This window comes from Halomonas sp. QHL1 (genome assembly GCF_001882345.1).
Lineage (GTDB): Bacteria > Pseudomonadota > Gammaproteobacteria > Pseudomonadales > Halomonadaceae > Vreelandella.
The window spans coordinates 813,816-840,010 of the sequence record NZ_MINL01000001.1 but is presented as its reverse complement, the minus strand read 5'-3'; the positions used below and the strand labels follow the sequence as shown (position 1 = coordinate 840,010).

The following is a 26,195-nucleotide window of genomic DNA, read 5'->3' as shown; positions in this document are numbered from 1 at the left end:
GCACATGACGTTCGATGTTTCCTCGCTGCTCGATACGATGCCCCGCGCTGTGGCATTGCCTGCCGATGGTCTGAGCGAGTTGCAGGCAACTCCGGCGGGAGCATTCTGGCTCGCGGCGAATCCAGCCACGGGGCGCAAGACACTGTGGCACTGGGCGAATGGTGAGTCACGTGCCGTGACACCTCCGCTTTATGATGTTGGTAGCCGTGTCAATGGCTATGGAGGTGGTGCCTATGCCTGTTTCGATGAGTTTGTGGTGATCGTCGATAACCCAAGCCAGCAACTGCTTCAGCAGCCCTTGGCTGGAGGTGAGGCTCGCCCTTGGTGGTCACGTCCGGATGCCCGTTATGGTGGCATGATTGCCGATCCGCATCGTTGTCGTGTGTTGGCGGTGGAAGAGTACGGCGATGGCCGCCAAGGGAGCCAGAGGCTGGTGGCTATCCGCGAAGGAGAACTCGAAGTCATTGCCCAAGGTAGTGATTTCTATGGCGCACCGTCGCTTTCGCCCGATGGTCGCTGGCTCGCCTGGGTGGAATGGCAGTTGCCGCATATGCCCTGGCAACGCTCCACACTGAAGATTGCTGAACTCGGAGACGATGGGCTTGCTCGCGCCATCCACTGTTGGGATGGCGGTACGGCGGTCAGTCAGCCACGTTTTGCCAGCGATGGTGGCTTGATCGTGATGAGTGATCACGGTGGTTGGTGGCAACCTTATCGGCTCGAAGGAGAGACTGTACAGCTGCTTTGTGACTGGCCGGCGGATCATATTCCTACTCCTTGGCAACTGGGAGAAAACCATCACCTATGGCAGCGAGATGGCGGTATCGTGGTGCGCCTGGAGGAGGGCGCGGCGCATGTGCTGCATCTCGATTCTCAAGGCCATTCGTCGGCTCGCTATTTTCCCGATGCGTCGCGCGTGGCAGGGTTGGCAAGTGCCGAGGGATGGCTGTATGCAATTACTCAAGGCGTCGGCCATACCGCACGTCTGGAACGTGTCCGATTTGGTCATAATGAACACCAGCAACTGTTCAGCTTAGCCACCCAAGATATTTCGCTTGTACCGGAAACACTGACCATTACGGTGGGTGGCGATGAATGGTTTACAGCCTTCCTTTATCATGGCGACGGTAAGGAGGCACAGGCGGGCACCCCGATGCCGCTGATCATTCGCGTACACGGGGGCCCCACGTCAGCCAGCTACCCAGTCTACGATCCGCTCGTTCACTGGTGGACGCAGCAGGGATTTGCCGTCGCGGATATTAATCCACGCGGTAGCGGCAACTGGGGCCGCGCTTTTCGCGAACGGCTCGCGGGGGAGTGGGGGCAGTTGGATGTCGAGGATGTCATTGCTCTGGCCGATGAGCTGGTTGCGCAGGGCGTTGCCGATGTAGAGCAGTTGTTCATTCGGGGACAGAGCGCGGGCGGTTTTACCGTGCTTAACACACTCGCTGCAACCACCTGTTTTCGTGCCGGCGCGAGCCTTTATGGCGTCACCGATGCGCCGCGTTTGTCCACACAAACCCACCGTTTTGAATCCGGTTACCTTGAGTGGTTATTGGGTGATACCGCCTCACAACGTAGACAAAGCCCTCGTTACCGTGTCGACTCGATCAATTCGCCAGTGATTTTTTTCCAGGGTGACCAAGACCCAGTGGTGGTGCCGGAACAGACACACGCCATGGCCGCAGCATTACAGCGACGAGATGTGAAGGCTAGGGTGGTGCTATTCGATGGCGAAGGCCATGGCATTAGGCATCCGGATAATCGACGTCGCCTGATCGCCGAAGAGCTCGCCTTCTTTGCCTCCACCTCCCACACCGGGCGTTGATATGGGCGTTGAGGAAGCTCTGCTAACGGGGATGCCAGCACTGCCGGTAGGTAGTCGTGTCGCTCGTCAACGCTTGCCAAGCGGCGCCGATATCCTGGCTGTGGAGGTGCCTTCCGCACGTAAGGTGCGCCTGGTCGCCGTGGTGGGGGCGGGCTATCTTGATGAACCCGGCGAGCGGCCCGGTCTGGCCCATCTACTCGAACATTCACTTTTTCTCGGCTCACAGGACTCACCTCAGCCGGCCACCTTTGCTGCCTGGGTGGGAGAGCAAGGGGGGCGCTACAATGCCAAGACCAATGAATTTGTCACTGATTATCATCTGAGTCTGCCACCTGCCTCCGTGCAGGAGGGGCTTGTTAGATTAATCGACCTGCTGGTATGCCCATGCCTCGAAGCATCCACTATCAGCCGGGAAATAGAGGTTATCGATGCCGAGTTTCAGGCCCGTCTGGCCGACCCGGCACTGCACCGGCAAGCAGTAGTGTCGCGGTTATTCGAGGCTAGCCACCCTGCTGCTCATTTTCATGCCGGCCATCGTGACAGCCTAGGCAAGGATATCCCGTTGCTTTGCGAGGCACTCCGTGGCTTTCATAACAGCCACTATCGTGCCGAGCGTGTCGGCCTGGTAATGCTTGGGCCAGAATCACTAACAAGCCAACTCAAGATGTTGGAAGCGGCTTGCGCTGTCATTCCTGGCGGCGCGCAGCCTATCAATCGACTGCGCGGCGGTCGTTGGGCCCCACCGGCCTATCTGCAATGGTGTCTGCCTGCTAAGCAGGCATCGACAGTGCCAAAACTCGAGATGCTATGGCCACTGTCATCCTTTTTAGCAGAGCATCATGCTGCGGTTCTCGACCACGCGCTAACGACCTTGTGCGATGGCCGGCTGGCCGCCACGCTGCAGGAGCAGGCTGCCATTGCCGACATGGCGGCGACCGTCAGGCCAGAGGGCACGGGTCCCGCGCTGTGCTTAACCTTGACGCTGACCCCAAGGGGCGAGCGCTGTGTGGACAGGCTGTTGGCGACCTGCCTAAGTGCGGTAAGGGAATTGCCATCGCGCCTTGTCACTCAACGGTGCTCATATCCATTAATTAGCGAAACCGACCTGGGTGACTATGCGCTACAACTGGCCCGCCGACTGGCTCAGCCGCCCTCCACTGAGCATAGCGATGATGGCTTGCAGTGCGCGTTCGACGAACTAGAGGCCTGTTTGGCGCCATCGGCGTGTCGCGTCATGGAAGAAAAGCAGGGACTCGATGCCAATGTCGAGCATGTGCCGAATACACTAACCCCGTTTCGACGGGTGAGCTGGCCGGAGGATAGGGCTTCTGCCGGCGCCGCAAGATTGGCGCCTCGACCGGCACCACGCATCGCACTGCAGGATTATTCGACCCCGGGCGCTGTTGCCGGCTCGCCGACGGTGGCCGAGTGCCTTGGCAAGCATGGGTCTTTCGACCTGTGGTGGGCGGGAGGGAGTGGGCAACAGGATAGTGCTTGGTGTCTCGGCTGGCCTGCACCCAGGAGGACTCAGCAATTGCGCCTGGCGGCGTGGCATCAGCATACGTTGGCACTTCGCCAAGCGGCACGAAACGCTGCCGTGACATTAACGCTGGGCGGCGATACCAGGGGAGATTGGCTGAGAGTGCAGGGCGAGCCTCAAGGGCTGGAGTCGGTGGCTTCTCAAGCCTTGGCGGCATGGGCCGTGGTCACGCCTGATTCGCCGCCGGGGCCCTCGCAAGCCCGCTCTTTACAACCCCGCTCTTCACAACCCCGCGTTGCGCCAGCCGGCTTGCTGGCGCAACGTATGCTGGCATACCTGGAGGAGCCTTTTCCCAGACACGATGCGCAACCGCTGGATAAACGAATTTTGAGTTGGAGCATGGGTTGGCTTGGGCCCAGCGAGTACCTTAGAGCCTCGCAGCGCCTGGCCAGAAAGGCGTCTGAATTGCTCGATTTCAGTTGGGGTGCTGTTGAATCAAGCCACGAATCGCTATCTGCAAGCGTCGCTGGAGCACCTCGCTGGCTCGCACCCCAGGGTGAAGATCATGCGCTGATGCTACAAATCGATGGCCCCGATGATACCCCCGTGAGCCGGCTGTTGATGCGGCTACTTGCCGATGCCCATGATAGTGCTTTTTTCCAGGAGCTTCGCGTTCACCAAGGCTTGGGTTATGTCGCCGCGGTGCGCTATCGCGAGGCAGACGGCTGGCCGCGATTGGGCTATGTGGTGCAGTCCCCGCATGCCGATATCGATGACCTGCAAGAAGCGGTGGAGTGTTTTCTTACGCAGAAAAGCATGGCGGTGGCCCGTCTGGGTGAGGCCACACTGGCGCGGCGACGGGATGGTCTAAGAAGCATGCAATGGGGCCCTCCCGAAACGCCTGACGAGGCTATCTTGGCTAGCTGGCAAGCGTTGCGCCATGCTGTCATTGGCACATCCCTGTCCACAGCAATGCCGCCAAAGGGTACGGCGCTAATTTTACGACCCTGGGAAGCCATGGAGCATGCCTTGATGGGCGTGACGCCAGAAGCGCTGGAAGAATTTGCCGCGAACCTGTTCACTGAAGCGCCGAGGCAGTGGTGGTACCACTCCCCGGCGGGTAATCGCCGATTTTGATTGTTGCCCTGTGGCAACACTCTTATGACTCCTGTGTCAATACCCTTTTCGACTACGCTCACCTAGACTGACTTAGACATGCCGCGCTCGTGAGTTCGGCACCATCAATGACAGTGAACGCTGTTAAAACACCAGTATTACAATAATAAAAGGGTAAAGTTTATGAAATCACGTGCCGCCATCGCCTGGGAAGCCGGCAAGCCGTTGGAACTCGTCGAGATCGATGTCGAAGGGCCCAGGGCGGGAGAGGTGCTGGTGCGTATCACCGCGACCAGTGTCTGCCATACCGATGCCTTTACGCTTTCGGGAGCCGATCCGGAGGGCCTGTTTCCCTCGGTGCTCGGCCATGAGGGCGCGGGCGTGGTGCAGGAGGTTGGCGAAGGCGTGACCAGCCTGCAGCCCGGTGACCATGTCATTCCGCTTTATACCGCCGAATGTGGCGAGTGCAAGTTCTGCCTTTCCGGCAAGACTAACTTGTGCGGCGCGGTGCGGGCCACTCAGGGCAAGGGATTGATGCCCGATGGCACGACCCGCTTCTCACTGGATGGCCGTAAGCTATACCACTACATGGGCTGCTCAACCTTCTCCGAATATACCGTGTTGCCCGAGGTCTCCCTGGCCAAGGTATCCAAGCAGGCTCCGCTGGACAAGATCTGCCTGCTCGGCTGCGGCGTGACCACCGGCATTGGGGCGGTACTCAATACCGCCAAGGTCGAGCAGGGCGCCACGGTGGCGGTATTTGGTCTCGGCGCCATTGGCCTGGCGGTCATTCAGGGCGCTCAGATGGCCAAGGCCTCGCGGATCATCGCCATCGACGTCAACCCTGATAAATTTGAGTTGGCGCGCCAGTTCGGAGCCACCGAGTTCGTCAACCCCAAGGACTACAGCGACCCCATCCAGCAGGTGATTGTCGACCTGACCGATGGTGGCGTCGACTACTCCTTCGAATGCATCGGCAACGTCAACGTGATGCGCTCGGCGCTGGAATGTTGCCACAAGGGCTGGGGCGAATCGATCATCATCGGAGTTGCCGGGGCAGGGGAAGAGATATCTACACGGCCATTCCAGTTGGTCACCGGGCGAGTCTGGAAGGGCTCGGCCTTTGGTGGCGTCAAAGGGCGTAGCCAGCTACCTGACTATGTTGATCGCTATATGAACGGTGAATTGAAGATCGACGAGTTCATCACCCATGACATGCCGTTCGAACAGATCAACGAGGCATTCGATCTGCTCCATGAAGGCAAGAGCATTCGTACCGTCCTGCACTATTGAAAGGGCATCGTTGAGATGAGGTGAAGTATGTCGTGGCTAACAAAAGTTCTGACCAGTTTGCGAGGGGAGAGTGACCCAGCCCCTGCCGACAATAAGGATAATAAAGACAATCACATTGGTGAGAAAGGAGAACAGCAAATGAGCGGAATCAATATCCACCCTTCGGTCGATAATGGCGTGAAGGCGGGCAGTGACCAGTTTAGCGGTGGCACGTTGTACTGCCATTGCCCTTCCAACCAGGTCGAGGTAACCGTCAAGGCGCAATGCATGCACAACCATGTGTGTGGTTGCACCAAATGCTGGAAGCCATCAGGCGCGCTCTTCTCCCAAGTGGCCGTGGTCCCGAGGGATGCAGTGAGTGTCACGGCGAATGAGGACAAGCTGAAGGTCGTCGATTCTTCCGCTGCCATCCAACGTCATGCTTGCCAGGATTGCGGTGTGCACATGTTCGGGCGTATCGAAAACACATCGCATCCCTTTCATGGCTTGGATTTCATCCATACCGAGCTATCTCGTGAGCAAGGATGGGCCGCCCCCGAGTTTGCTGCCTTTACTTCGTCAATTATCGAAGCGGGAACAGACCCGGAACAGATGGGCGCTGTTCGCTCACGCTTGAAAGAACTTGGGCTGGAGCCTTATGACTGTCTTTCTCCGCCTCTGATGGATGCCATTGCGACGCATACGGCAAAGGCAAAAGGCGTGCTGTAATCGTCTTCGGCCTGTCTCTTTAGTCGTAATAATGATCTGAACACTTGGCGCCGTAATAGGATAACTCGCTATTACGGCGCCAAGTGCTTGAGTGCCACGAATTTTCAAGTGAGCGAGAGAAATTGCGGATGGTGAGTACAATCGGTAAGACACAGCGTGCAACGTCGGGCAGGCGGGGACCTCGCGGCAAGCCTCGTGGTCGAGACCTCGACCCCGCTGCGTTTGCTGAGGTCGAATCCCTGCTGGGCACGGATGAAGACAGTTCGCTTCGCCGCCGAGATCTGTTGATCGAGAATCTGCACACCCTACAGGATGCATACGGGCACTTGGCATTGCGCCACCTGCGCGCCTTGGCAACGTTCATGAACCTGCCCATGGCGGCGGTATATGAAACGGCTACCTTTTATGCGCATTTCGACGTCGTGCATGACAATCAGGCGCCGCCTCCACCCACCACTATCCGCGTCTGCGATTCATTATCCTGTCAACTGGCAGGAGCCGATACGCTGCAAGCTGAGCTGCAAGCCGGCGTCGATCCAAGTCAGGTGCGAGTGATCCGTGCGCCTTGTATGGGCCGTTGCGAAACAGCACCGGTCGTTGAAATGGGCCATCGCCATCTTGGCTATGCGACGCGCAATGCGGTCGAGGCAGTACTGGATACAGGTCATTATCATCCCGAGGCTATTGACTGGCAGAAGCTCGACGACTATCTCGGCGAAGACGGTTACCTATTGCTTAGCGATTGTCAGACGGGGAAGGTGAGCGTCGGTGCGTTGACGACGATGCTGGAGGCATCGGGTTTACGTGGGTTGGGGGGCGCGGGCTTCCCGACTTACCGCAAATGGGGCTTCGTACGTGCTGAGCCGGGGCCTCGCTATTGCGTCATCAATGCCGATGAGGGCGAACCGGGAACTTTCAAGGATCGTTACTACCTGGAGCGTGCCCCGCACCGTTTTCTCGAAGGCGCGCTGGTCAGCGCATGGGCAATAGACGCTACGGCCCTGTATATCTACCTGCGGGATGAATACCCCGGTTTGCATCGCGTCCTGCATGAGGCGATCGCCGAGCTGGAAGCAGCGGGGCTGGTCGAGCCCGGCTATATCGTGATGCGCCGTGGCGCGGGAGCCTATATCTGCGGCGAAGAATCGGCGCTGATCGAATCACTGGAGGGCAAACCTGGCAAGCCACGTCATCGTCCTCCTTATGTGGCCCAGGTGGGGCTTTTCGATCGTCCAACCCTGGTCAACAATGTCGAGACCGTTTACTGGATCCCGTTGATCTGGAAACGCGGTGCTGAGTGGTTCGCCGGTCACGGTCGCCATGGTCGCAGTGGCTTGCGCAGCTTCTCGGTATCGGGGCGCATCAATAAACCTGGCGTGCACCTGGCGCCGGCGGGTATTACGCTAAATGAACTGATCGATGAGTACTGCGGTGGTATGCAGGAGGGGCACACCCTGGTCGCTTATCTTCCCGGTGGCGCCTCAGGAGGTATTCTGCCAGCGAGCAAAGCTGATATTCCTCTGGATTTTGATACCCTCCAGGCGCATGACTGCTTTATTGGTTCCGCCGCGGTGATGGTGGTGTCCGACCAGGATGATCTCCGGGCGGTGGCCACCAACCTGTTGGCTTTCTTTGCCGATGAGTCCTGTGGACAGTGCACGCCGTGCCGGGTTGGCACCGAAAAAATGCTGGCATTGCTCCAGCGCGATACCTGGGACGTGGCTGAGCTTTCACGCCTGTCGCAAGTGATGATGGATGCCTCGATTTGTGGTTTGGGCCAAGCCGCACCCAACCCGGTGTTGGGGCTCTTGAAAGACTTCCGCGAGCCGCTGGCTGCTCAGAACGTGATCGTTCGGGGCTGACAGAAGCTAAGGAGCAGTGACATGAATACCGCATTATTCCCTGCATCGCCGACATCAGGTACGCCCGAGCCATTCGAGATGACCCTCGACGGCCATAGCGTCACGGCCTTTTCCGGCGAGACACTGTGGCAAGTCGCCAAGCGTGCAGGAGAGACGATCCCCCATTTATGCTTCAAGGATGCTTACGGTTACCGCGCCGATGGTAATTGCCGAGTCTGTATGGTCGAGATCGAAGGCGAACGTGCCTTGGCCGCGAGCTGCCTGCGCGAAGCCAGACCCGGCATGGTGGTCAAGAGTGCTACCTCGGAGCGCTCGCAGATTTCCCGTAAGGGCGTGATGGAGCTGCTGATCGCAGACCAACCCGAACGTGAGGATAGCCCCGATCGAGCCAGCCACTTCTGGGCAATGGCCGACCAACTGGCCATAGACGCCACGGCGGTCAAGGCATGGATACCGGCGTGCAATCCCGTCGAGGCAAATAAAACTGAGCAAAAGCTGTCGAATCACGATACCTCGCATAGTGCGATGAACGTTAATCTCGATGCTTGTATCGAATGCAACCTGTGCGTGCGTGCCTGTCGTGAAGTTCAGGTCAATGATGTAATCGGGATGGCCCATCGCGGCGCTTCATCCAAGATCGTCTTTGATTTTGACGACCCCATGGGTGAAAGCACTTGTGTGGTTTGTGGTGAGTGTGTACAGGCCTGCCCGACCGGTGCATTGATGCCGGCGACATTGATCGATGAGCAAGGCCGTGGCGATTCAAAAATCGCCGATCGTACGGTGGATTCGGTATGTCCCTACTGCGGCGTCGGCTGCCAGTTGACTTACCATATCAAGGATGAGGAAATTCTGTTTGTTGATGGCCGCGACGGGCCGTCGAATCATAACCGGTTGTGTGTGAAAGGGCGCTTTGGCTTCGATTATCCACGCCATCCGTCACGCCTGACCACCCCATTGATTCGTCGCGAGGGCGTGGCCAAGGGGCTCGACCCCGAGTTCGATCCGGCCAACCCCACCACGCATTTTCGCGAGGCAAGCTGGGATGAGGCGCTGGATATGGCCGCGCAGGGCTTGGTCGGCCTGAAGAGAGACCATGGCCCTGATGCATTAGCTGGTTTCGGCAGCGCCAAGTGCTCCAATGAAGAGGCATGGCTATTTCAGAAACTGGTACGCACCGGCTTCGGTTCCAATCATGTCGATCATTGCACGCGTTTGTGTCATGCCAGTTCGGTCGCTGCGCTGATGGAGTGCATTGGCTCCGGTGCTGTAACGGCTTCATTCATGCAGTCGCTGGAATCCGATGTGGTTATTCTTACCGGCTGCAACCCCACGGTAAACCATCCCGTCGCGGCAACCTTCTTTAAACAGGCGGCCAAGAAGGGCACCAAGATCATTATCATTGATCCACGTGGTCAGGCCTTAGGGGCCTATGCGCACAAGACGCTGCGCTTCACTCCAGGCAGCGACGTGGCGCTGTACAATGCCATGCTCAACGTCATCGTCACGGAAGGGCTTTACGACGAGGCTTATATCGCCAAGCACACCGAGGGTTTCGAGGCGCTCAAGACTCACGTCATCGACATGACGCCGGAAGCCATGTCGAACCTTTGCGGTATCTCCGCCGAAGACATACGCGAAGTGGCGAGGCTTTACGCCAACGCCGACAAGGCGATGATCTTCTGGGGGATGGGCATTTCTCAGCACACCCATGGCACCGATAATGCTCGCTGTCTGATCTCGCTGGCTTTGGCGTGCGGCCAGACGGGGCGGCCCGGCACTGGGCTGCATCCGTTGCGTGGGCAGAACAACGTACAGGGCGCCTCCGATGCAGGCCTGATCCCGATGGTATTACCCGATTACCAGCCCGTCTCGGATGCCCAGGTACGCAGTGCTTTTGAGGAACTCTGGAATACCACCCTGGAAGCCAAGCCCGGTTTGACCGTGGTCGAAATAATGGATGCCATCACCGCGGGCACCATCCGTGGTATGTATATTCTGGGTGAAAACCCGGCGATGTCCGATCCTGATCTCGATCATGCCCGTGCCGCCCTGGCCAAACTTGAACACCTTGTGGTGCAAGATCTGTTTGTCACCGAGACGGCACAATACGCCGACGTAATCCTGCCGGCTTCAGCCTGGCCGGAAAAGGACGGCACCGTGACCAACACCAACCGCCAAGTGCAAATGGGGCGTGCCGCCATGCCCTTACCTGGGCAGGCCAAGCCTGATTGGTGGATCATTCAACAGCTGGCTCAGCGTTTTGGCTTGCCCTGGAATTATCACCACCCACGCGATGTGTTCGACGAGATGACCAAGGGCATGACGTCGCTGGATCATATTAGTTGGGAGCGCCTCGAGCGAGAGCAGTCGGTCACCTATCCATGCCCAGCGGACGATACACCGGGAGCCGATGTGGTCTTCAGCGATGCTTTCCCCACCCCGAGTGGTCGCGCCAAGTTCTCGCCCACCCGACCGCTGCCGCCCGATGAACCTATCGATGATGCCTATCCGACGGTTCTGACGACGGGGCGTCAGCTCGAGCATTGGCATACCGGCTCAATGACCCGACGCACCAAGGTGCTTGACGATCTCGAACCCGACGCCGTGGCTAGCGTTGCGCCGGTCGAGTTGGCACGCCTGGGCTTGAAGCCGGGTGAGCAGTTGACGATTACCACCCGGCGGGGGGAGATAACGCTGATGGCACGTGTCGATCCGCAGATGCCGGAAGGCATGGTCTTCGTGCCGTTCTGTTATGCGGAGGCGGCGGCGAATCTGCTGACTAATCCGGCTCTCGATCCTTACGGCAAGATCCCCGAATTCAAGTACGCTGCTTGTCGTCTGAGTCGCTCGGAGGCCATGGCTGAGGAGGGGGCATACCCGCTGCTTGATTATGCTTTGCCAAAGTTGAAAACGGGCGCATAGTCGCGACGATTTTAACCCGCATAAGCACCGGTCTTTCGACCGGTGCTGTGCTCACTATTCGCCGATACTCAACGTGCCGGATCGACCAGATCGCCTAGCGAGGCATCGCCGCGAATATCCTGATATACAGTTCCTTGTGTGTCTCCCACTCATACACGCTTGATAGCCTCGAGATGCACTTTCTGAGTTTCATGAGTAACACTGGGCCGTACCGAACGAGCGATGTAACTCGTTGGGTAGTACAATGGAAATCCATTTGCGGCTGTATCGAGGAGCTACGAATAACGCTCGCCATCGAAGGCGATGAAATATTTTATCTGGAAGGCCATGTTTACACTTTTATCTAGTGTAATAAGATAAATCTTGTCAATTACACTTTGTCGTGAATGAAGCTTCAGCTTTGAGGTGAAGTTAATTATTTTAAATCAATAAATTATGAAGTTTATGGGACGTTATGAATAAACGTTTATCTGGTTACCGTACAGTAATCTTGGATACTGAAACTACGGGTATCGACCCAAAAGATGGCCATCGCCTAGTCGAAATTGGTGCTATTGAGATGGTCAATCGACGCTTTACTGGCCGCACTTATCATCAATACATCAACCCCGAGCGGCATATCGACGCTGAGGTGGTCGCCGTACACGGGATTGATGACGCCAGAGTTGCCAACGAGCCGGTGTTCGCCAAAATAGCCGATGAGTTTTGGGCATTTATCGAAGGCGCAGAGCTGGTGATTCATAACGCCCCCTTCGATGTGGGCTTTATTGACCACGAGCTGGGCATGTTGAATCGGCAGCGCAAATCCCCTGTGTTGGGGCCGGTAAGGGATCATTGCGGCGTATTAGATACGCTGACCATGGCGCGGAAGATGCACCCCGGCCAGCGCAACAGCCTTGATGCATTGTGCAAACGCTACGATATCGACAACGGCCACCGGGTGCTGCACGGTGCACTGCTAGACTCGGAAATCCTCGCTGAGGTCTACCTGGCAATGACTGGGGGACAGACCGCGCTGACCTTGGACGCGGCCTCCGCAGCGGAACAGGAGCAGGCGGATACCTCCAATGAGGGGATGTCGATTCAGCGGCTTTCTTTAACGCCTGGCCAACTGCGCGTGGTGCGGCCCACCGACGAAGAACGAGCGGCCCACCAGGCCAAGTGCGAGGCGCATCAATTGAACTGGTTTGAGGGTGCGGCCAGCGATGCTTAGGCGAGAAATTCCCCATCACGAACAAGCAGGGCGGGTGATTCGGCTGTCGCGTAGCCTGTTGGCGCCAGCCCCTTTAAACGGCAGTGAAGAGTTAACCCCGCTGCAGCCCTATCAACCCTGGACAGAGCAGATGCAGCCGCTGTGCTACTGGAATGATGAACCGGTGGCGCTGCTGGTTGAGTCCCAGGCTGAAAGCGGTTGGATTGATGGTCGGCAATGGATGAGCGAGCTTTCCGTCGCCTGGTTTAGCCTGCTCTCTACGGCGCTGCAGGTAGGTGCTTGGTTAGAGAACCACCGTTTCTGCGGTCGCTGTGGTGCACCGGCCACCAAGCTGACTGCGGAATTCGCTATGCACTGCCACGCCTGTGGGCACCGCAACTATCCGCGTATCTCGCCGTGCATTATCACGCTGGTGACCAGCGGCGAGGCGATGCTGCTTGCCCGCAGTCCGCGCTTTCCACCCGGGCGTTACTCCACGTTGGCAGGTTTTATCGAGCCGGGGGAGTCAGCGGAAGAGGCGGTGCACCGGGAGGTGTTTGAGGAGGTGGGCGTACATATCGATCAACTGCGTTATCACCAAAGTCAGGCGTGGCCATTCCCACACTCGTTGATGTTTGGTTACTTCGCCGAAGCCACCACCCGGCGCATTCGCATCGATGGGGTGGAGATTAGCGATGCTGCGTGGTTTTCTCCCCGTCAGTTGCCTTCTCTGCCGCCGCCTTACTCGATATCCCGCGAACTGATCGAAACCCATTTGGCACGCTGGCGCGAAGAGTAAGCGGCGTCGCGTGCCGATAGGACGATTACTCGCTGGGGAATAAGCTAGTCAGCTTAGTGGCCAGCATGACATTACCGGTGGCTTTTAGCTTGCCAGTCATAAACGCCGTCATACCATTGATTTCGCCGGTCATAATGCCTTTTAGCGTGTCAGTGGTTAGGCTTAAGCTGACAGAAGGATCGTCATGCTCACCCTCTTGTACGTCCAGCGTGCCATCTTGGATGTTTAAGTAGTAGCTGCCCGCATCGGTAAAGTGAAACTGGAAAACTTCATCCATGCCCTTTGCCGCTTCCGGATTAAAACGCGCTTTTAGCTTCTCAAGGGTATTGTTTGACATAACATATCTCTCAATTAAGTAGATGGTCATTAAATAGTTTAGGTCCAGGCTAGCGACCGTAACCAAAAGAAACAATTGTAAAGGCATGCGAGGTTATTTCATACGGGCGTTCTAATCAAGCGCTGGACTCACACTTCACAAACGCATATACCAACGCACGAGTCATAAAGGAATCAAGCCTCTAATGGAGAACGTCAATGAATGAATGGGTAGCGGAAATAGGCACCTTTATTGTGCAAACCACCGTCGTGATGGCGCTGATAGGCATTGGCTTGCTGCTGATTGCGCGAACCAAGCAGGAAAAAGAGAGTGACCTGAAGCTCACTATCGAGCCTCTTAACGATCAACGGCGCCGCCGTGTCCGGCGTTTGCGCCTGGCTGCCACGCTTCCTGGCGCGCGCAAAAAACTGCTGAAACTATTTCGCAGCGAAGATAAAAAGCGTCAGAAGGCAAACAAGACGGAGCAAGACGCCACTCCAGCGTCGCGGGTGTGGGTGCTCGACTTCCATGGCGATCTGAAAGCTTCGCAAACCGAGCATTTTGCTCAAGAGGTGTCGGCCATTATTGGTGTCGCCGCTAAAGAGGACGAGGTAGTGGTGCGCCTTGAGTCCGCGGGTGGCCTGGTGCATGCCTATGGGTTGGCAGCGGCTCAGTTGGACCGGCTGCGCACGGCGGGGCTAAGCACAACCGTGTGCATCGACAAGGTGGCGGCGAGCGGTGGTTACCTGATGGCCTGTACCGCACAGCATATTAAAGCGGCGCCGTTTGCGGTGATTGGCTCCATCGGCGTGGTGGCGCAAGTTCCCAATATTCACCGGTTGCTTAAACGGCACGATATTGACGTCGAACTGCTTACCGCCGGTAAGTACAAACGAACCCTGACCGTGCTGGGTGAAAATACCGAAGAGGGTAAGGCAAAATTCTTAGAGGACTTAGAGAATACGCATCGCTTGTTTAAAAGCTATGTGGCAGAACGGCGCCCCTCCATGGATATCGACACCCTTGCCACGGGCGAGATTTGGTACGGCAGCGAAGCATTATCCCAACAGCTTGTCGATAGCGTAGGTACCAGCGAAGCCTATTTGGTTGAACGTATGACCCAGGCGCAAGTGTTTACGGTGAAGCTAGAAGCACCCAAAACCTTCAGCCGTAAACTTGGATTCGCCGTGTCGGAAGGCGTCGAAAAAGCCGCGCTGAAAGCGCTTGGTGTAATCGACGCCGCTGGATGGCAGCGGCGCTGAAATTAAACCTTGAAACGTTAGGCGGCGTAATGGCGTGCCAAGGTATCGATCACTGCCTTGGCACTCTCACTGCTTAACGAATAATAGATCGTTTGTGACTCCCGCCGAGTATCAACAAGCTCATCACGCCGCAAAATGGCTAAGTGCTGGGAAAGCGCCGACTGACTTAAGGCAAGCTGTTGATTGATTTGCGTTACAGACAGCTCTTTCTCGGCAAGAAGGCAGAGTATTTGCAGCCGTTTCTCGTTAGCCAGCGCTTTAAGCAGGTTAGTCCCCGCCTCAATAGCACGACAGTTATGTTCAAGCAGGCGTGTAGCGGCGCTTGTAGAAGCAGACATAATGTTCTCCTTGCCTACACTGTTACATCAGCGTTTTATAAGCATTGTTATACGTTGTTAAGGCATCGACGCGTCGCGAGGATCAAGTTGTTTAATGATCAGTAATTTAGTGAGTTTTGTCCAAGCTGTTGTTTAACGATTAATCAATGGTAGTTATTCGCTATCTTGTCGACAATGTGAGGGCCCGTCTACCGCTTTGGTCGCTATTTAGCCCATAGTATGAGGGTGAAATGTCGGTTTCCTTTATACAGTGTCAACAATCCTCCTTAATCGCTACTACAAAGAAGATAGGGACACCATGAGCCGCTACCAACACACCTTCCAACGCTCCATCGAACACCCTGAATCGTTCTGGGCCGAGCAGGCCAAACGTATTCCTTGGTACACGCCGCCTCAAACCATCCTCAGCTACGATGAGCAAAACACTTCGCAAAGTTCTTCGCAAAAGCATGCACGCTGGTTTAGCGATGGTGAAATGAATCTTAGCTACGCTGCGCTTGATTACCACGTCGAAAACGGGCGCGGTGACCAAGCGGCGATCTTCTGGGACTCGCCTGCTGCACAGGCCAAGCAGACCATTACCTACCGCGAAATGCGCGATAAAGTGGCATATTTCGCAGGGGCGCTGGCGCAGTTGGGCGTTACCAAAGGCGATCGTGTGGTGATCTATATGCCGATGATCCCCGAAGCCCTGGTGGCCATGTACGCCTGCGCCCGGCTTGGCGCTATTCACTCGGTGGTATTTGGTGGCTTCGCCCCCCATGAACTGGCTGCGCGGATTGAAGACGCCGAGCCTAAAGTGGTGGTCGCCGCTTCCTGCGGTATCGAGCTGGGCAAGGTGTTGCCCTATAAGCCGATGGTGGATCAGGCCGTTGAACTAAGCGCCCATAAGCCGGATGCCTGCGTGGTTTATCAGCGTGAAGCGCACCGGGCTGAACTGGGGGCAGGCGATCACGATTGGGAAGAGCTGGTTGCGAAAGCGCCGTTTGCAGAGTGCGTGCCGGTCAAAGGCACCGACCCGCTGTATATCCTCTATACCTCCGGCACTACCGGCAAACCTAAAGGCGTTATGCGCGATACCGGCGGCTACGCCGTGGCGCTGGCCTATTCGATGCAGGCGATCTACGCCATGGAGCCCGGCGAGGTGTTCTTTACCGCCTCGGATGTGGGCTGGGTCGTCGGGCACTCGTATATAGTTTACGCCCCTTTGTTAATGGGTTGCACCACGGTGGTCTACGAAGGTAAACCGGTAAAAACCCCCGATGCGGGCAGCTTCTGGCGGTTGATCGAGGAGTACCGGGTGAAGAGCTTCTTCACCGCGCCCACGGCGTTCCGCGCGATTAAGAAAGAGGATCCCGATGCCAAGCTGCTGCAGAACTACGATATTAGTAGCCTAAAACACCTCTACGTGGCCGGTGAGCGCCTCGATCCACCCACGTTTCACTGGCTGGATGACCTTTTGGACGTGCCGGTGATTGACCACTGGTGGCAAACCGAAACCGGCTGGCCAATAGCCGCCAACTTGCCGGGCATTGAGACCGCACCCACCAAAGCAGGGTCGGCGACATTCCCCGTTCCTGGCTTCAATGTACAGGTGCTCAACCGCGATGGCGAGCAGGCCAAACCCATGGAGCAGGGCAGTGTGGTGATCAAACAACCCATGCCGCCAGGTTGCTTGACCGGCGTTTGGCGTGACGAGAAGCGTTTTCATAGCGCTTATATGGCGGCGTTCCCCGGCTACTATCTAACCGGCGATGGCGGTTATTTTGATGAGCAGGGCTATCTGTTCATTATGGGCCGCACCGATGATGTCATTAACGTGGCAGGGCACAGGCTCTCGACCGGTGAAATGGAAGAAGTGGTCGGCGCTCATCGCGCGGTGGCCGAGTGCGCGGTGATTGGGATTAATGATGATCTGAAAGGGCAGCTGCCAATCGGCTTAGTAATCCCTAAAGATGGTTTTGATGGCGATGAAGCCACACTTGAGGCCGAACTGATTGCGCGGGTTCGCGAACACATTGGCCCGATTGCCTGCTTCAAGCAGGTGTTAGTGGTAGATCGTTTGCCCAAAACCCGCTCGGGTAAGATTCTACGCAAACTGCTGCGTACAATTGCCGACGGTAAAGAGTTTGGTATTCCCTCCACCATTGATGACCCCACCAGCCTGGCAGATGTTCACGCCGCCATGCGTGAACGCTCGGTAGGCGCTGCGGACAAAGCCACACCGCTGGATTGATGATTCGCAAGTCCAAGCCGCCCGACATTAGGGCGGCTTTCATTGCTCGGCTTTCATTGCTCGGCTTTTAAATGCTCTAACTTTTAATAGCCTGACTTTTAATACCCTGCAGAAGCCGTATAATGCGCTCCCCAGAATGGCGTAGGGTTTTGTTAAAAGCTGACCGACTGCGCTTACTAGCCCGAGGGTTCCCTAACCCCTCTTATCTATTAAAAAAAGGTCTATCCGCATGTTTGCATTGAGTGAGACTCAGCACAGCCGTTGCCTAATGGTGATGGTGGCTTTCCATATCGGCATTATTGCCGCCAGTAACTATCTCGTTCAGCTACCGTTTACGCTGTTTGGCTTTCATACCACCTGGGGCGCATTTAGCTTCCCCTTTATCTTTCTAGCCACCGACCTAACGGTGCGGCTGTTTGGTAAAGGACCGGCGCGATCGATTATTCTGCGCGTGATGCTGCCAGCGCTGTTGGTCTCCTATGTGGTATCGGTGGTGTTTCCCCGCGGCAGCTTCGCCGGGATTGAAGCGCTTTCGGAGTGGAACCTGTTTGTCGCCCGTATTGCACTCGCCAGCTTCCTGGCTTATGTGATTGGCCAATTGCTGGATGTTCAAGTGTTTGACCGCTTGCGCCAGTGGGCATGGTGGGTGGCTCCGGTTTGCTCAACGGTGCTGGGTAACCTGGCCGATACTTTTGCATTCTTCTCGGCGGCGTTCTATAACAGCCCAGACCCGTTTATGGCCGCCAATTGGGTAGAAATCGCCGCTGTCGACTACGTGATTAAGCTCGCCATCAGCCTGCTGTTTTTCCTGCCGCTGTATGGCTTGCTGCTTGCCTGGCTTACACGCCGTTTGGTGGTTTGGACAGGCCAGGTGGATGGCGCACCGCGCACGGCTTAATAGTGAAACATCCCACAGAGGCCGCAAGGCTTAGGAGCTAGCATGACTGACGTTGCCACCGTTGATCTCCATTTTATCGATATGCCCGCCGAAGAAACCGCCGTGGATACCACCCCGCTGGTGGTGATTCATGGCTTGCTGGGAAGTGCCGATAATTGGCGTTCGCACTTGAAAGTGTGGCAGCGCAGCCGCCGTGTGATCGCGCTGGATCTGCGTAACCATGGCCGTTCGCCCCATGCAGAGGGAATGCGTTACGCCACCATGGCGGATGACGTGATAGCGCTACTCGATAAGCTCTCGATTGAGCGCGCTCACGTGCTGGGGCACTCCATGGGTGGCAAAGTCGCGATCAGCTTGGCGCGTTTGGCGCCTGAACGGGTGGCGTCGCTGATTGTGGCCGATATTGCTCCGGTGGCTTATGAGCACGGCCACGATGATGTGTTTGCCGCGCTGGACAACGTGCGGGAAGGGCAGCCCAAAAACCGTCGTGAAGCCGATGATCTGCTGGCCGAGCATGTGGATTTCCGGCCCACGCGGCTATTCTTGGCCACTAACTTGGTGCGCAATGACGATAACGTGATGGCGCTTCGAGTAGGCTTAGATCAGATCAAACGCGGTTATAGCGACATTATCGGGGTGCCTGATGGCGAGCAGCCTTTTGAAGGCCCGGCGCTGGTGCTGCGTGGCGGCGATTCCCACTACGTGGCCGACGACATGCTGCCCGCACTGCGTGAAGTCTTGCCTCGCGCCCGAGTGGTAACACTTAAAAATGCCGGTCACTGGCTACACGCCGACCAGCCGGAATCCTTTCAGCAGGCGGTCGAGGCGTTCGTCGACGCCCAGTAGATGCACACGCAGTCATACAAACAAGCGCTGCCTTATCAGAGCGGCGTAACCGTTAAGCCGTGCTGCTCGGGGTAACGCAAAAAACGGTTCAAAATTCGGTAGCTATCCACATCGAAGCTTGCGGGCGTTTCCGCCAGTGTCTGCGCTTTGTTAAAACTTGCCGCGCTGCCCAGATAGCACCATTGTCGAACGACATGCCATGCAGACGCTGTAGCGCCCGCTGACTTCTCCTCAATAGCAATACTGCCCGGCCAGGGCCACACGTTGACCTGAAGCTGGGTGAGCGCTTCCTGCGCCCGCTGGGTATGCACTGCTATCGACTCCTGCCCATTGCATGCCCCACGGCACTTGCCCACCTGATTGGCAAAGCAGCGCCCCTTACCTTTTTCAAGCCCCAACACCTGAGGGCAGAGCTGCTGCTCTTCAGCAATAGCGCGCAAGGCGTTCTTGGCCTCCCGTGCATTGCGAAACAAACCATACAGCGTGCCGCCTAGAGGCTGGGTCAGAGCGCTACCGCTGAGCAGTTCAGGGTGGTCTGCATCCTCGGCCCAGTGCCAGGTAGTTAATTTGCGCTGCTTGCGCAGTTGTCGGTTCATAATCGGCATTAACGTTTTAACCAGCTGCGCTTCACGCAACTGGGCGCCTAAATCGCCAGCGGTCTCTTCCCATTCGATATGCTGCACCTGCTGGGCGAGGCGCATCTCTTTGTCGTCTTGGTGGTCGCGCTGAAAGTGCCCCAGCACGCGGCTACGTAGGTTGATGCTTTTGCCCACATACAGGGGCAGCCGGTTGTGGCCGTAAAACAGGTAAACCCCGGGGCAGGCGGGTAACCCTTCCAACTGCGCGCTATCCAGGTGGGCGGGCAGCGTGCGGTGGCGGCGCTCATCGCCCAGCAGCCGCTGCCACGCTTCATCGCTATGCTCAACCTGCCACGCTTGCCAGAGTGACCACAGCGCATCGACATCGTCTCCGGCACGGTGGTGGCGGGTGGGTGTAATGCCGTAGCGGTTAAGCAGTGCTTTTAGGTTGTGCTGGCGCTCTTGGGGCGCTATTCGGCGGGATAAGCGCAGCGTACATATCAAGACCGCACGGTAATCCTGCCCAGCGCGCTTAAATTCGTTGCGCAAAAAGCTGTAGTCAAAGCGCGCATTGTGGGCCACTAGCTGCCCGTCGCCCAGCCACTCCATGAGCGACTCGGCTATCTGCGCAAAGCGTGGCGCATCAACCAGCATGTCGTCGCGAATCCCGGTCAGTTGGGTGATTTGCGCGGGTACTTTGCACTCTGGGTGAATTAAACTCGACCAGCGGTCAACCAGCTCGCCGTTGATGACCTTAAGGGCGGCTATTTCGGTAATCCGATCCCGTGTTGCGCGAGTGCCGGTGGTCTCAACGTCTACAAAAATGAAAGCTGTTTCGCTCATGGGCCGCCATGGGAGTGGATAAGAACTGTCGATACGCAGTTATAACGTGTGGGGATCTACCGCTAAACGTGAAACGGGCAACGTCGCTTCAGTAAGGCCCATTTGGTGTAAAAAGGTTTCAAAGCCAGCGTAGCGTCGGTTATCTAACGCCGCGGGGCTCAGCGCTATACGGCGCAGGATGTCCTCCCAGGCGCTGGCGTTAATGTCATTGTCGATTACAGGGTGGGCGCTAATTAGCAGTTCCCAGGCAGCGTCAGGGTTGTCAATAATCCAATGGCTTGCCTGCTCGAGGGCAAGCACGAAGTGAGACCAGGTAGCGGCGCGGCGGGCAAGCGTATCGCTATTGGCCAGTACCACCAAACCGTCATTACGGGGAATATCTAACTCATCGAAGCGAATGACGTGGGTGTTAATACCTTCAGTTGCTAACTGCTGGGGAAGGTAGTGGTAAAAGCCATCGGCGACAGCGTCAATTTGGTTCTCCCGCATGGCTCGAATAGGATCAAAATGCAGGTTGACCGGTGGGGTGAAATCATCCGTTTGCTGCACCGAGCGGGGTAGTAAGCGCGGAATGCTCAGGTCGCGGCCTTCACCAGTGGTATAACCGTAATGTAACCCAGCCAAGGTACTTTCGGCTTTCACCTGTTCCTCACCCGTCACAATAACCGCCGTTAGCGAGGTTTCGATCAGTGTCGCGATTCGTGTAATCGGCGCACCGTTATGGGCATGGAGATGAAGCAGCGGCTGGCGGGTTAAGGCCAAATCGACTTCGCCTGCGGTTAGCAGCTTGATGGCAATGGAAGGGTCGGCCGGCGACTGAATCTCTACCTCTAGACCCTGGGCTGCGTAAAGCCCGCGCTCTTGAGCAATCACCAAGGCTGCATGCTGCGGGCTCAAGTACCAATCCAGCATCAGCGTCACGCGTTTAAGCGGCGGTGGTTCGAGAGGCGGTGCCGGGGTCAGGGCCATGGTGGGCACCTCCTCGACGTTTTCACTATCGATGGTTCGCCACAATGCTTCAGGCACCTGAACGTCTGTATCGAGCGTCAGCGGGGCGGTTTCTTGAGGGCTTTCTTCGCTCTCTTCATTTGCGTAAATAACTGAATTAGAAAACAATAAAGTAACGATGAGACTCAACAAAAGAGGGTGCCAACAGCGCGAGAGGCAACGCAACATAGTCAGTAACTCCAGAGGTTGTAACGGCGAAGTGTAGCTGCCTGGGAAAGCTTCTGACCAGCCCTTTGAGCATCAAGGAGCGCTGAGAAGAGACAGTAAATTCAACGGTTACATGCAATAATAGCGCTGTATTGATGTAGAGACGGAGAGTCATGGACGCAATTTATACGTTCTTTTTGGTAGGCGGTTCACTAATGGCGCTCAGCATTTTGGCCAGCCGTTTATCGTCAATGATGGGTGTGCCGCTGCTGCTGATCTTCCTCGGGCTAGGCATGCTAGCAGGTGAAGAGGGCGTGCTTGGCGTCGTGTTTGACGACTACTCCATGGCCTTTGCCATCGGCCATCTCGCCCTGGCCATGATTTTGTTAGACGGTGGTTTACGTACGCGTCTCAAAACTTTCCGGGTAGGTTTTAAACCCGCACTTTCTCTTGCCACCTTCGGGGTCTTTATCACCAGCGCCATTGTTGGCGTTATCGCGATGTGGATTTTTGACCTAACGATAGTGCAGGGCCTGCTGGTCGGCGCCATCGTAGGTTCTACCGATGCCGCTGCGGTTTTCTCCATGCTCAGCGGCCGCGGCGTTAATCTCAACGAGCGGGTAGGGGCGACGCTGGAGATCGAGTCGGGTACCAACGACCCGATGGCGATTTTCTTGACCCTGATGCTGGTTGAGCTGTTAGTCGGTGATATTGGCGGCCCCGTTGAAACTCTGCTGTTTTTCATTACCCAGTTTGGTATTGGTTTGATAGTCGGCCTAGGGGGCGGTTGGCTAAGTGCCAAGCTCTTGCGCTGGCTGGATTTAGCCCCAGGGCTTTACGCCATGTTGGCGCTGGCGCTGGGGTTCAGCGTGTTCGGTTTAACCAGCGTACTGGGCGGTAGCGGCTTTTTGGCGATCTACCTTGCCGGCTTAATGATTGGTAATCAGCCCGGGCGACACCTCAACTTTATTCTTCCTGTGCACGATGGCTTGGCATGGCTAAGTCAAATCGGCCTGTTCCTGGTGCTTGGCCTGCTGGTTACGCCCAGTGAGCTATGGGACGTGGCGCTGCCCGCGGGTTTAGTGGCACTGGCGCTGATCTTTATTGCCCGCCCGCTGGCCGTGCTGATCACCATCAAGCCGTTCTTTAAATTCCGCTGGCGGGAAACCTTCTTTATTGCCTGGGTAGGCTTGAGAGGGGCGGTGCCTATCGTGCTGGCTATATTCCCGGTCATCGGTGGGGTCGAAAACGCTTCGCTCTACTTTAACGTCGCCTTTGCCGTGGTATTGATGTCTCTGTTAATTCAGGGCGGCTCGCTGACGCTGATGGCCAAGTGGTTGAAGGTGGAAGTGCCGGTCGGCACCGTACCTAACCGACGCGGCCCGTTGGGCATCCTGCCGGAAAACGACTTTGAGCTATTTGTTTACGGGGTCGAGAACCAGGACTTGGAAGACGTGCCCATCCGACTGCTGCGTTTTCCATCAGGTGCTTTGATTTCAGCCCTGTTCCGCGACCACACCATGCTGCACCCCAAGGGCAGCACACGCTTAAAGCTGGGCGATGTGATTTGCGTGATCGGCCGCTCAGAAGACTTGTACGCGCTTAATCGGCTATTCAATGGCGATGCCAAGCTCAAGCAGGAGCGTGCCTTCTTCGGTACCTTTACCCTGGATGGCAGCGCACAAATGCAGGATATCGCCCAAGCCTATGGCCTAACGCTCAGCCCTGGTGAGCAAAACATGACACTGGCGGAATTTATTGCCCTGCGCGTGGGAGGCCACCCGGTCATCGGGGACGATGTAGACTGGCACGGCATCCATTGGGTGGTGAGCGATATGGAAGGCGGAAAAATTACCCGCGTCGGGTTACGTTTGTACTAAAGGCGTTGACTTCCAAGGAAAAGCTGTTAGTATACGCACCCATAAGCCGGAGGGATGGCAGAGCGGTTGAATGCACCGGTCTTGAAAACCGGCGTAGGCTAATAACCTACCCAGGGTTCGAATCCCTGTCCCTCCGCCACCTCAATACTGAAAAGCCCCTGATTCTTCAGGGGCTTTTTTGTTACCTAAAGGTTTCTCACCCACCTCGTAATTGGCTTTCTTTGAAGTGGCTGGCAAGCCATGAACAGTTCTCCTATCCATGCAAGCGGCTACAGTCTCGCCACTGAGCATCCTTTCCCATAGCTTTACTTGCATGACACCCCTAAGCTGCTCTTCCAAAGATGACACAGACTGATGACATCGTTATTGTAGTCTTAAGGATTGTGAGTATTTTCCATAGGCTGGTTTCGACCCAAAGCAGCCTTTTAGTAAATTTTTATATATGCGCAAAGCTTTTCAATGAGTACCTGGAACGATCTCGCGGCGGATTCTGCATTTCCTGTTCTGGTAATCAGCCTCGGAGAAGAAAATCTGATTCATATCGGTAACAACTCCTATGCGATTGACGGAGGACGTATTATCGATGATCTTGAGGCCTATTCAGAATCTTCCTAAATAATCAAAGGTGGATAGATGACTGAGGCCCAGCCTTCACGATTGCAGAAGTTTCCGATTTCCTGGTTTGCGGTTGTCATGGGAATGACGGGATTCACGGGTGCCTGGCATCATGCAGAAATCCTTCTCACACTGCCTGTTCGGCCGAGCCTTGTCTTGCTAGCGCTGACCATTATTACATTTGTACTTCTGTTGGCACTTTACCTGACCAAGATTCTGAAATACCCGAATAAGGTAAAGGCGGAATATTCAAATCCGATAAAGCTTAATTTTTTTCCCACTGTCTCCATCGACCTGATCCTCATCAGCGTGGTACTGCTGCCCTATAGCCATTCGCTTTCACTGATATGCTGGGCCGTGGGTGCATTGCTCCACCTAGCATTTACTCTTCATGTGCTTTCGATGTGGCTGCACCAGACCCATTTCGAGGTTGATCACTTGAACCCAGCCTGGTTTATCCCTGTTGTTGGCAACATCCTGGTGCCCATTGCCGGCGTCAGTCATGCATCGCTAGAGATTTCATGGTTTTTCTTCAGCATTGGCCTGATATTCTGGCTGGTACTGCTCACCATTATTTTCTACCGCATGCTTTTTCATCAGCCGCTGCCAGCCAAGCTGCTGCCAACCCTGTTTATCCTGATCGCACCACCGGCGGCGGGGTTTATTTCCTGGCTCCAGCTCACTGGTGAGCTGAATGCCTTTGCTCGTATTCTCTATTACGTGTCTATCTTTCTGACACTGATGCTGATGACGCAGGTTAAACGCTTTCTGAAGCTTGAGTTTTCTCTGTCATCTTGGGCCTACTCCTTTCCCATTGCGGCCATCACCATTGCCACTTTCATGATGTACGAGCAGCTTCAGCTGTCATTCTTCAAAGGCTTGGGGCTGGTTCTTTTGACATTGCTCACCCTATTGATAGCAAGGCTGGTCTGGAAGACTGCCCGGGCAGTGCAGGGCCGGGCGATTTGCATTGAGGATTAGCGGAGGTTTTCATAGCCAGTAACCATGGGCTCGATCAGACTGGTGCGCTTTGGCCACATTGTTTGGCATTTCAAGCGTCTCGATAATGCCATCACCAGGCCAAGACTGAAGGGCGTAACCGGGTGGTGTAGGGGTGACATAGGAAATGTAGTCACCCAGCGAAAGGTATGGTGAGATGCCTAAACAGAAAGAGGGCACATAACATCAAAAGCCAAACGCGAATTTAAGCCTGAGTTTTGTTTGGCAATAAAGGTAATTGAGCGCAAATGCTGAAGTGCTAAAAGACCGTTTTTGGCCGGTAGTTGCTGTGCTGTATTTGGTCGTTTCCTTAGTTGTGATGATCAACCTATAGAGGCTTCTGTAGGGACGGTTTTCTCGCATGGGAATTGCGTGACTTTGCCTAGGTACAGAAAAGGTGCATATTCTTATCAGTATAGTTTCAGCTCATTCAGCACCGTAGCAAGTCTGCGCCGATCCTTACCCTCTAGCGCTTTAAGAGGCAATGGGAGACAGGGAGGCCTCGACGAACCCCAGTAGCTCAGCAGCACTGGCTACCACGCGCAGACTGTCTCCATGCTTGCTGAACAGTGCCCACAATGGTCGTAGCTGATCAGAGACGATGGGCTTGGATTCCTTCTCTGGACTGAGTTGCACGCGTGATAGCTAGGGCGGTCACTGGAACTAATCCTCCATCATAGTCAGACACAGCAGGCCCAGGTAGCTCTTAACCACGTCGCTGGTGCGCATGCCCAGAGTGGTGGGGAAGCGGCTATCGATGCTGTTGTCGACGACGGTGCTTTCAAAGCACTGCCCAATGATCGACAGGCCGGCATGGCTGGTGAGGGTGCGGCGATTGGTGCGGAATTTGACGCTGGACATAGTACTGTCTGGGTGAATGGCGTTATCCGCTATATTGCCATGCAGGTCAGTGGGTTAGAAGCATTCCAGGGGACGGCCTCACGGATTCAGGTAGAAGGAAAGAACAGTCGAATTACACTATATTGTTACACAGCAGTTATAAAAGGTTTATCCGGATGGTTCTTG

At 56.0% G+C, this 26,195-nt stretch carries 20 protein-coding genes and 1 tRNA gene; 15 read left to right on the top strand and 6 right to left on the bottom strand.

Annotated features, from left to right (window positions below; translation table 11 throughout):
• Window positions 1-4 precede the first annotated feature (4 nt).
• The 8 genes from QHL1GM_RS03800 (at window position 5) to nudC (ending at window position 13,203) form a co-directional block, all read left to right on the top strand.
• Window positions 5-1,828: a prolyl oligopeptidase family serine peptidase gene (locus QHL1GM_RS03800; RefSeq protein ID WP_175540347.1), complete on the top strand. Its 1,824-nt coding sequence runs from the start codon at window positions 5-7 to the stop codon at window positions 1,826-1,828.
• Window positions 1,800-4,445: an insulinase family protein gene (locus tag QHL1GM_RS03795; protein ID WP_139245598.1), complete on the top strand. Its 2,646-nt coding sequence runs from the start codon at window positions 1,800-1,802 to the stop codon at window positions 4,443-4,445. The genes QHL1GM_RS03800 and QHL1GM_RS03795 overlap by 29 nt, the downstream gene beginning before the upstream one ends.
• Window positions 4,446-4,607: 162 nt before the next feature.
• The gene (locus QHL1GM_RS03790; RefSeq protein ID WP_071693286.1) at window positions 4,608-5,717 is read left to right on the top strand and encodes an S-(hydroxymethyl)glutathione dehydrogenase/class III alcohol dehydrogenase; all 1,110 of its coding nucleotides are present in this window, start codon (window positions 4,608-4,610) and stop codon (window positions 5,715-5,717) included.
• Between the two features lie 138 nt (window positions 5,718-5,855).
• Window positions 5,856-6,425: an S-(hydroxymethyl)glutathione synthase gene (gene gfa, locus QHL1GM_RS03785; protein WP_071695902.1), complete on the top strand. Its 570-nt coding sequence runs from the start codon at window positions 5,856-5,858 to the stop codon at window positions 6,423-6,425.
• Window positions 6,426-6,553: 128 nt separating this feature from the next.
• A complete protein-coding gene (locus tag QHL1GM_RS03780) occupies window positions 6,554-8,287 on the top strand; it encodes an NADH-ubiquinone oxidoreductase-F iron-sulfur binding region domain-containing protein (protein WP_083570968.1) in 1,734 nt (577 codons plus the stop codon).
• A 21-nt stretch (window positions 8,288-8,308) separates the two neighbouring features.
• On the top strand, window positions 8,309-11,212 hold the full coding sequence (fdhF, locus tag QHL1GM_RS03775) for a formate dehydrogenase subunit alpha (RefSeq protein WP_071693285.1): 2,904 nt from the start codon (window positions 8,309-8,311) through the stop codon (window positions 11,210-11,212).
• A 454-nt stretch (window positions 11,213-11,666) separates the two neighbouring features.
• A complete protein-coding gene (gene dnaQ / locus QHL1GM_RS03770; RefSeq protein WP_071693284.1) occupies window positions 11,667-12,425 on the top strand; it encodes a DNA polymerase III subunit epsilon in 759 nt (252 codons plus the stop codon).
• Window positions 12,418-13,203 (top strand): NAD(+) diphosphatase, encoded by a 786-nt coding sequence (nudC, locus tag QHL1GM_RS03765; protein WP_071693283.1) that lies wholly within the window; start codon window positions 12,418-12,420, stop codon window positions 13,201-13,203. Before dnaQ ends, nudC begins: the two co-directional genes overlap by 8 nt.
• Before the next feature lie 25 nt (window positions 13,204-13,228).
• Here nudC and QHL1GM_RS03760 read toward each other — a convergent pair whose 3' ends face one another.
• On the bottom strand, window positions 13,229-13,540 hold the full coding sequence (locus QHL1GM_RS03760) for an SCP2 sterol-binding domain-containing protein (RefSeq protein ID WP_071695900.1): 312 nt from the start codon (window positions 13,538-13,540) through the stop codon (window positions 13,229-13,231).
• 197 nt (window positions 13,541-13,737) lie between these two features.
• Here QHL1GM_RS03760 and sohB point away from each other — a divergent pair, with 197 nt between their 5' ends.
• A complete protein-coding gene (gene sohB / locus QHL1GM_RS03755) occupies window positions 13,738-14,781 on the top strand; it encodes a protease SohB (protein ID WP_071693282.1) in 1,044 nt (347 codons plus the stop codon).
• A 17-nt stretch (window positions 14,782-14,798) separates the two neighbouring features.
• Here sohB and QHL1GM_RS03750 read toward each other — a convergent pair whose 3' ends face one another.
• A complete protein-coding gene (locus QHL1GM_RS03750; protein WP_071693281.1) occupies window positions 14,799-15,119 on the bottom strand; it encodes a metalloregulator ArsR/SmtB family transcription factor in 321 nt (106 codons plus the stop codon).
• A gap of 298 nt (window positions 15,120-15,417) precedes the next feature.
• Here QHL1GM_RS03750 and QHL1GM_RS03745 point away from each other — a divergent pair, with 298 nt between their 5' ends.
• The 3 genes from QHL1GM_RS03745 (at window position 15,418) to QHL1GM_RS03735 (ending at window position 19,099) form a co-directional block, all read left to right on the top strand.
• The gene (locus QHL1GM_RS03745; protein WP_071693280.1) at window positions 15,418-17,355 is read left to right on the top strand and encodes a propionyl-CoA synthetase; all 1,938 of its coding nucleotides are present in this window, start codon (window positions 15,418-15,420) and stop codon (window positions 17,353-17,355) included.
• 229 nt (window positions 17,356-17,584) lie between these two features.
• A complete protein-coding gene (locus tag QHL1GM_RS03740; RefSeq protein ID WP_071693279.1) occupies window positions 17,585-18,253 on the top strand; it encodes a 7-cyano-7-deazaguanine/7-aminomethyl-7-deazaguanine transporter in 669 nt (222 codons plus the stop codon).
• A 42-nt stretch (window positions 18,254-18,295) separates the two neighbouring features.
• Entirely contained in the window at window positions 18,296-19,099 is an 804-nt protein-coding gene (locus QHL1GM_RS03735) for an alpha/beta fold hydrolase (RefSeq protein WP_071693278.1), read from the top strand.
• 35 nt (window positions 19,100-19,134) lie between these two features.
• On the opposite strand, the gene QHL1GM_RS03730 is transcribed toward QHL1GM_RS03735, so the two are convergent.
• Together QHL1GM_RS03730 and QHL1GM_RS03725 are read right to left on the bottom strand one after the other, a co-directional pair.
• Window positions 19,135-20,520, bottom strand: a complete 1,386-nt coding sequence (locus QHL1GM_RS03730; RefSeq protein WP_071693277.1) for a 3'-5' exonuclease family protein — start codon at window positions 20,518-20,520, stop codon at window positions 19,135-19,137.
• Between the two features lie 39 nt (window positions 20,521-20,559).
• Complete coding sequence (locus QHL1GM_RS03725) at window positions 20,560-21,636, bottom strand: ABC transporter substrate-binding protein (RefSeq protein WP_254795255.1); 1,077 nt, start codon at window positions 21,634-21,636, stop codon at window positions 20,560-20,562.
• A gap of 212 nt (window positions 21,637-21,848) precedes the next feature.
• Here QHL1GM_RS03725 and QHL1GM_RS03720 point away from each other — a divergent pair, with 212 nt between their 5' ends.
• From QHL1GM_RS03720 to QHL1GM_RS03710, 3 genes are all read left to right on the top strand, one after another.
• Window positions 21,849-23,555, top strand: a complete 1,707-nt coding sequence (locus QHL1GM_RS03720; RefSeq protein ID WP_071693275.1) for a potassium/proton antiporter — start codon at window positions 21,849-21,851, stop codon at window positions 23,553-23,555.
• Window positions 23,556-23,603: 48 nt separating this feature from the next.
• A tRNA-Ser gene (locus tag QHL1GM_RS03715) sits at window positions 23,604-23,694 on the top strand.
• Window positions 23,695-24,188: 494 nt separating this feature from the next.
• Window positions 24,189-25,151: an SLAC1 anion channel family protein gene (locus QHL1GM_RS03710; protein ID WP_071693274.1), complete on the top strand. Its 963-nt coding sequence runs from the start codon at window positions 24,189-24,191 to the stop codon at window positions 25,149-25,151.
• A gap of 492 nt (window positions 25,152-25,643) precedes the next feature.
• On the opposite strand, the gene QHL1GM_RS19310 is transcribed toward QHL1GM_RS03710, so the two are convergent.
• Window positions 25,644-25,805: a hypothetical protein gene (locus QHL1GM_RS19310; protein WP_175540346.1), complete on the bottom strand. Its 162-nt coding sequence runs from the start codon at window positions 25,803-25,805 to the stop codon at window positions 25,644-25,646.
• Window positions 25,806-25,832: 27 nt separating this feature from the next.
• The gene (locus QHL1GM_RS03705) at window positions 25,833-26,030 is read right to left on the bottom strand and encodes a hypothetical protein (RefSeq protein ID WP_254795254.1); all 198 of its coding nucleotides are present in this window, start codon (window positions 26,028-26,030) and stop codon (window positions 25,833-25,835) included.
• Between the last annotated feature and the right edge of the window lie 165 nt (window positions 26,031-26,195).

What these genes read in the sequence shown, in the direction of transcription:
- QHL1GM_RS03800 (WP_175540347.1), top strand. Translation starts at nt 5, where the DNA reads ATGACGTTCGATGTTTCCTCGCTGCTCGATACGATGCCCCGCGCTGTG.
- QHL1GM_RS03790 (WP_071693286.1), top strand. Translation starts at nt 4,608, where the DNA reads ATGAAATCACGTGCCGCCATCGCCTGGGAAGCCGGCAAGCCGTTGGAA.
- gfa (WP_071695902.1), top strand. Translation starts at nt 5,856, where the DNA reads ATGAGCGGAATCAATATCCACCCTTCGGTCGATAATGGCGTGAAGGCG.
- QHL1GM_RS03780 (WP_083570968.1), top strand. Translation starts at nt 6,554, where the DNA reads ATGGTGAGTACAATCGGTAAGACACAGCGTGCAACGTCGGGCAGGCGG.
- fdhF (WP_071693285.1), top strand. Translation starts at nt 8,309, where the DNA reads ATGAATACCGCATTATTCCCTGCATCGCCGACATCAGGTACGCCCGAG.
- dnaQ (WP_071693284.1), top strand. Translation starts at nt 11,667, where the DNA reads ATGAATAAACGTTTATCTGGTTACCGTACAGTAATCTTGGATACTGAA.
- nudC (WP_071693283.1), top strand. Translation starts at nt 12,418, where the DNA reads ATGCTTAGGCGAGAAATTCCCCATCACGAACAAGCAGGGCGGGTGATT.
- QHL1GM_RS03760 (WP_071695900.1), bottom strand. Translation starts at nt 13,540, where the DNA reads ATGTCAAACAATACCCTTGAGAAGCTAAAAGCGCGTTTTAATCCGGAA.
- sohB (WP_071693282.1), top strand. Translation starts at nt 13,738, where the DNA reads ATGAATGAATGGGTAGCGGAAATAGGCACCTTTATTGTGCAAACCACC.
- QHL1GM_RS03750 (WP_071693281.1), bottom strand. Translation starts at nt 15,119, where the DNA reads ATGTCTGCTTCTACAAGCGCCGCTACACGCCTGCTTGAACATAACTGT.
- QHL1GM_RS03745 (WP_071693280.1), top strand. Translation starts at nt 15,418, where the DNA reads ATGAGCCGCTACCAACACACCTTCCAACGCTCCATCGAACACCCTGAA.
- QHL1GM_RS03740 (WP_071693279.1), top strand. Translation starts at nt 17,585, where the DNA reads ATGTTTGCATTGAGTGAGACTCAGCACAGCCGTTGCCTAATGGTGATG.
- QHL1GM_RS03735 (WP_071693278.1), top strand. Translation starts at nt 18,296, where the DNA reads ATGACTGACGTTGCCACCGTTGATCTCCATTTTATCGATATGCCCGCC.
- QHL1GM_RS03730 (WP_071693277.1), bottom strand. Translation starts at nt 20,520, where the DNA reads ATGAGCGAAACAGCTTTCATTTTTGTAGACGTTGAGACCACCGGCACT.
- QHL1GM_RS03720 (WP_071693275.1), top strand. Translation starts at nt 21,849, where the DNA reads ATGGACGCAATTTATACGTTCTTTTTGGTAGGCGGTTCACTAATGGCG.
- QHL1GM_RS03710 (WP_071693274.1), top strand. Translation starts at nt 24,189, where the DNA reads ATGACTGAGGCCCAGCCTTCACGATTGCAGAAGTTTCCGATTTCCTGG.
- QHL1GM_RS03705 (WP_254795254.1), bottom strand. Translation starts at nt 26,030, where the DNA reads ATGTCCAGCGTCAAATTCCGCACCAATCGCCGCACCCTCACCAGCCAT.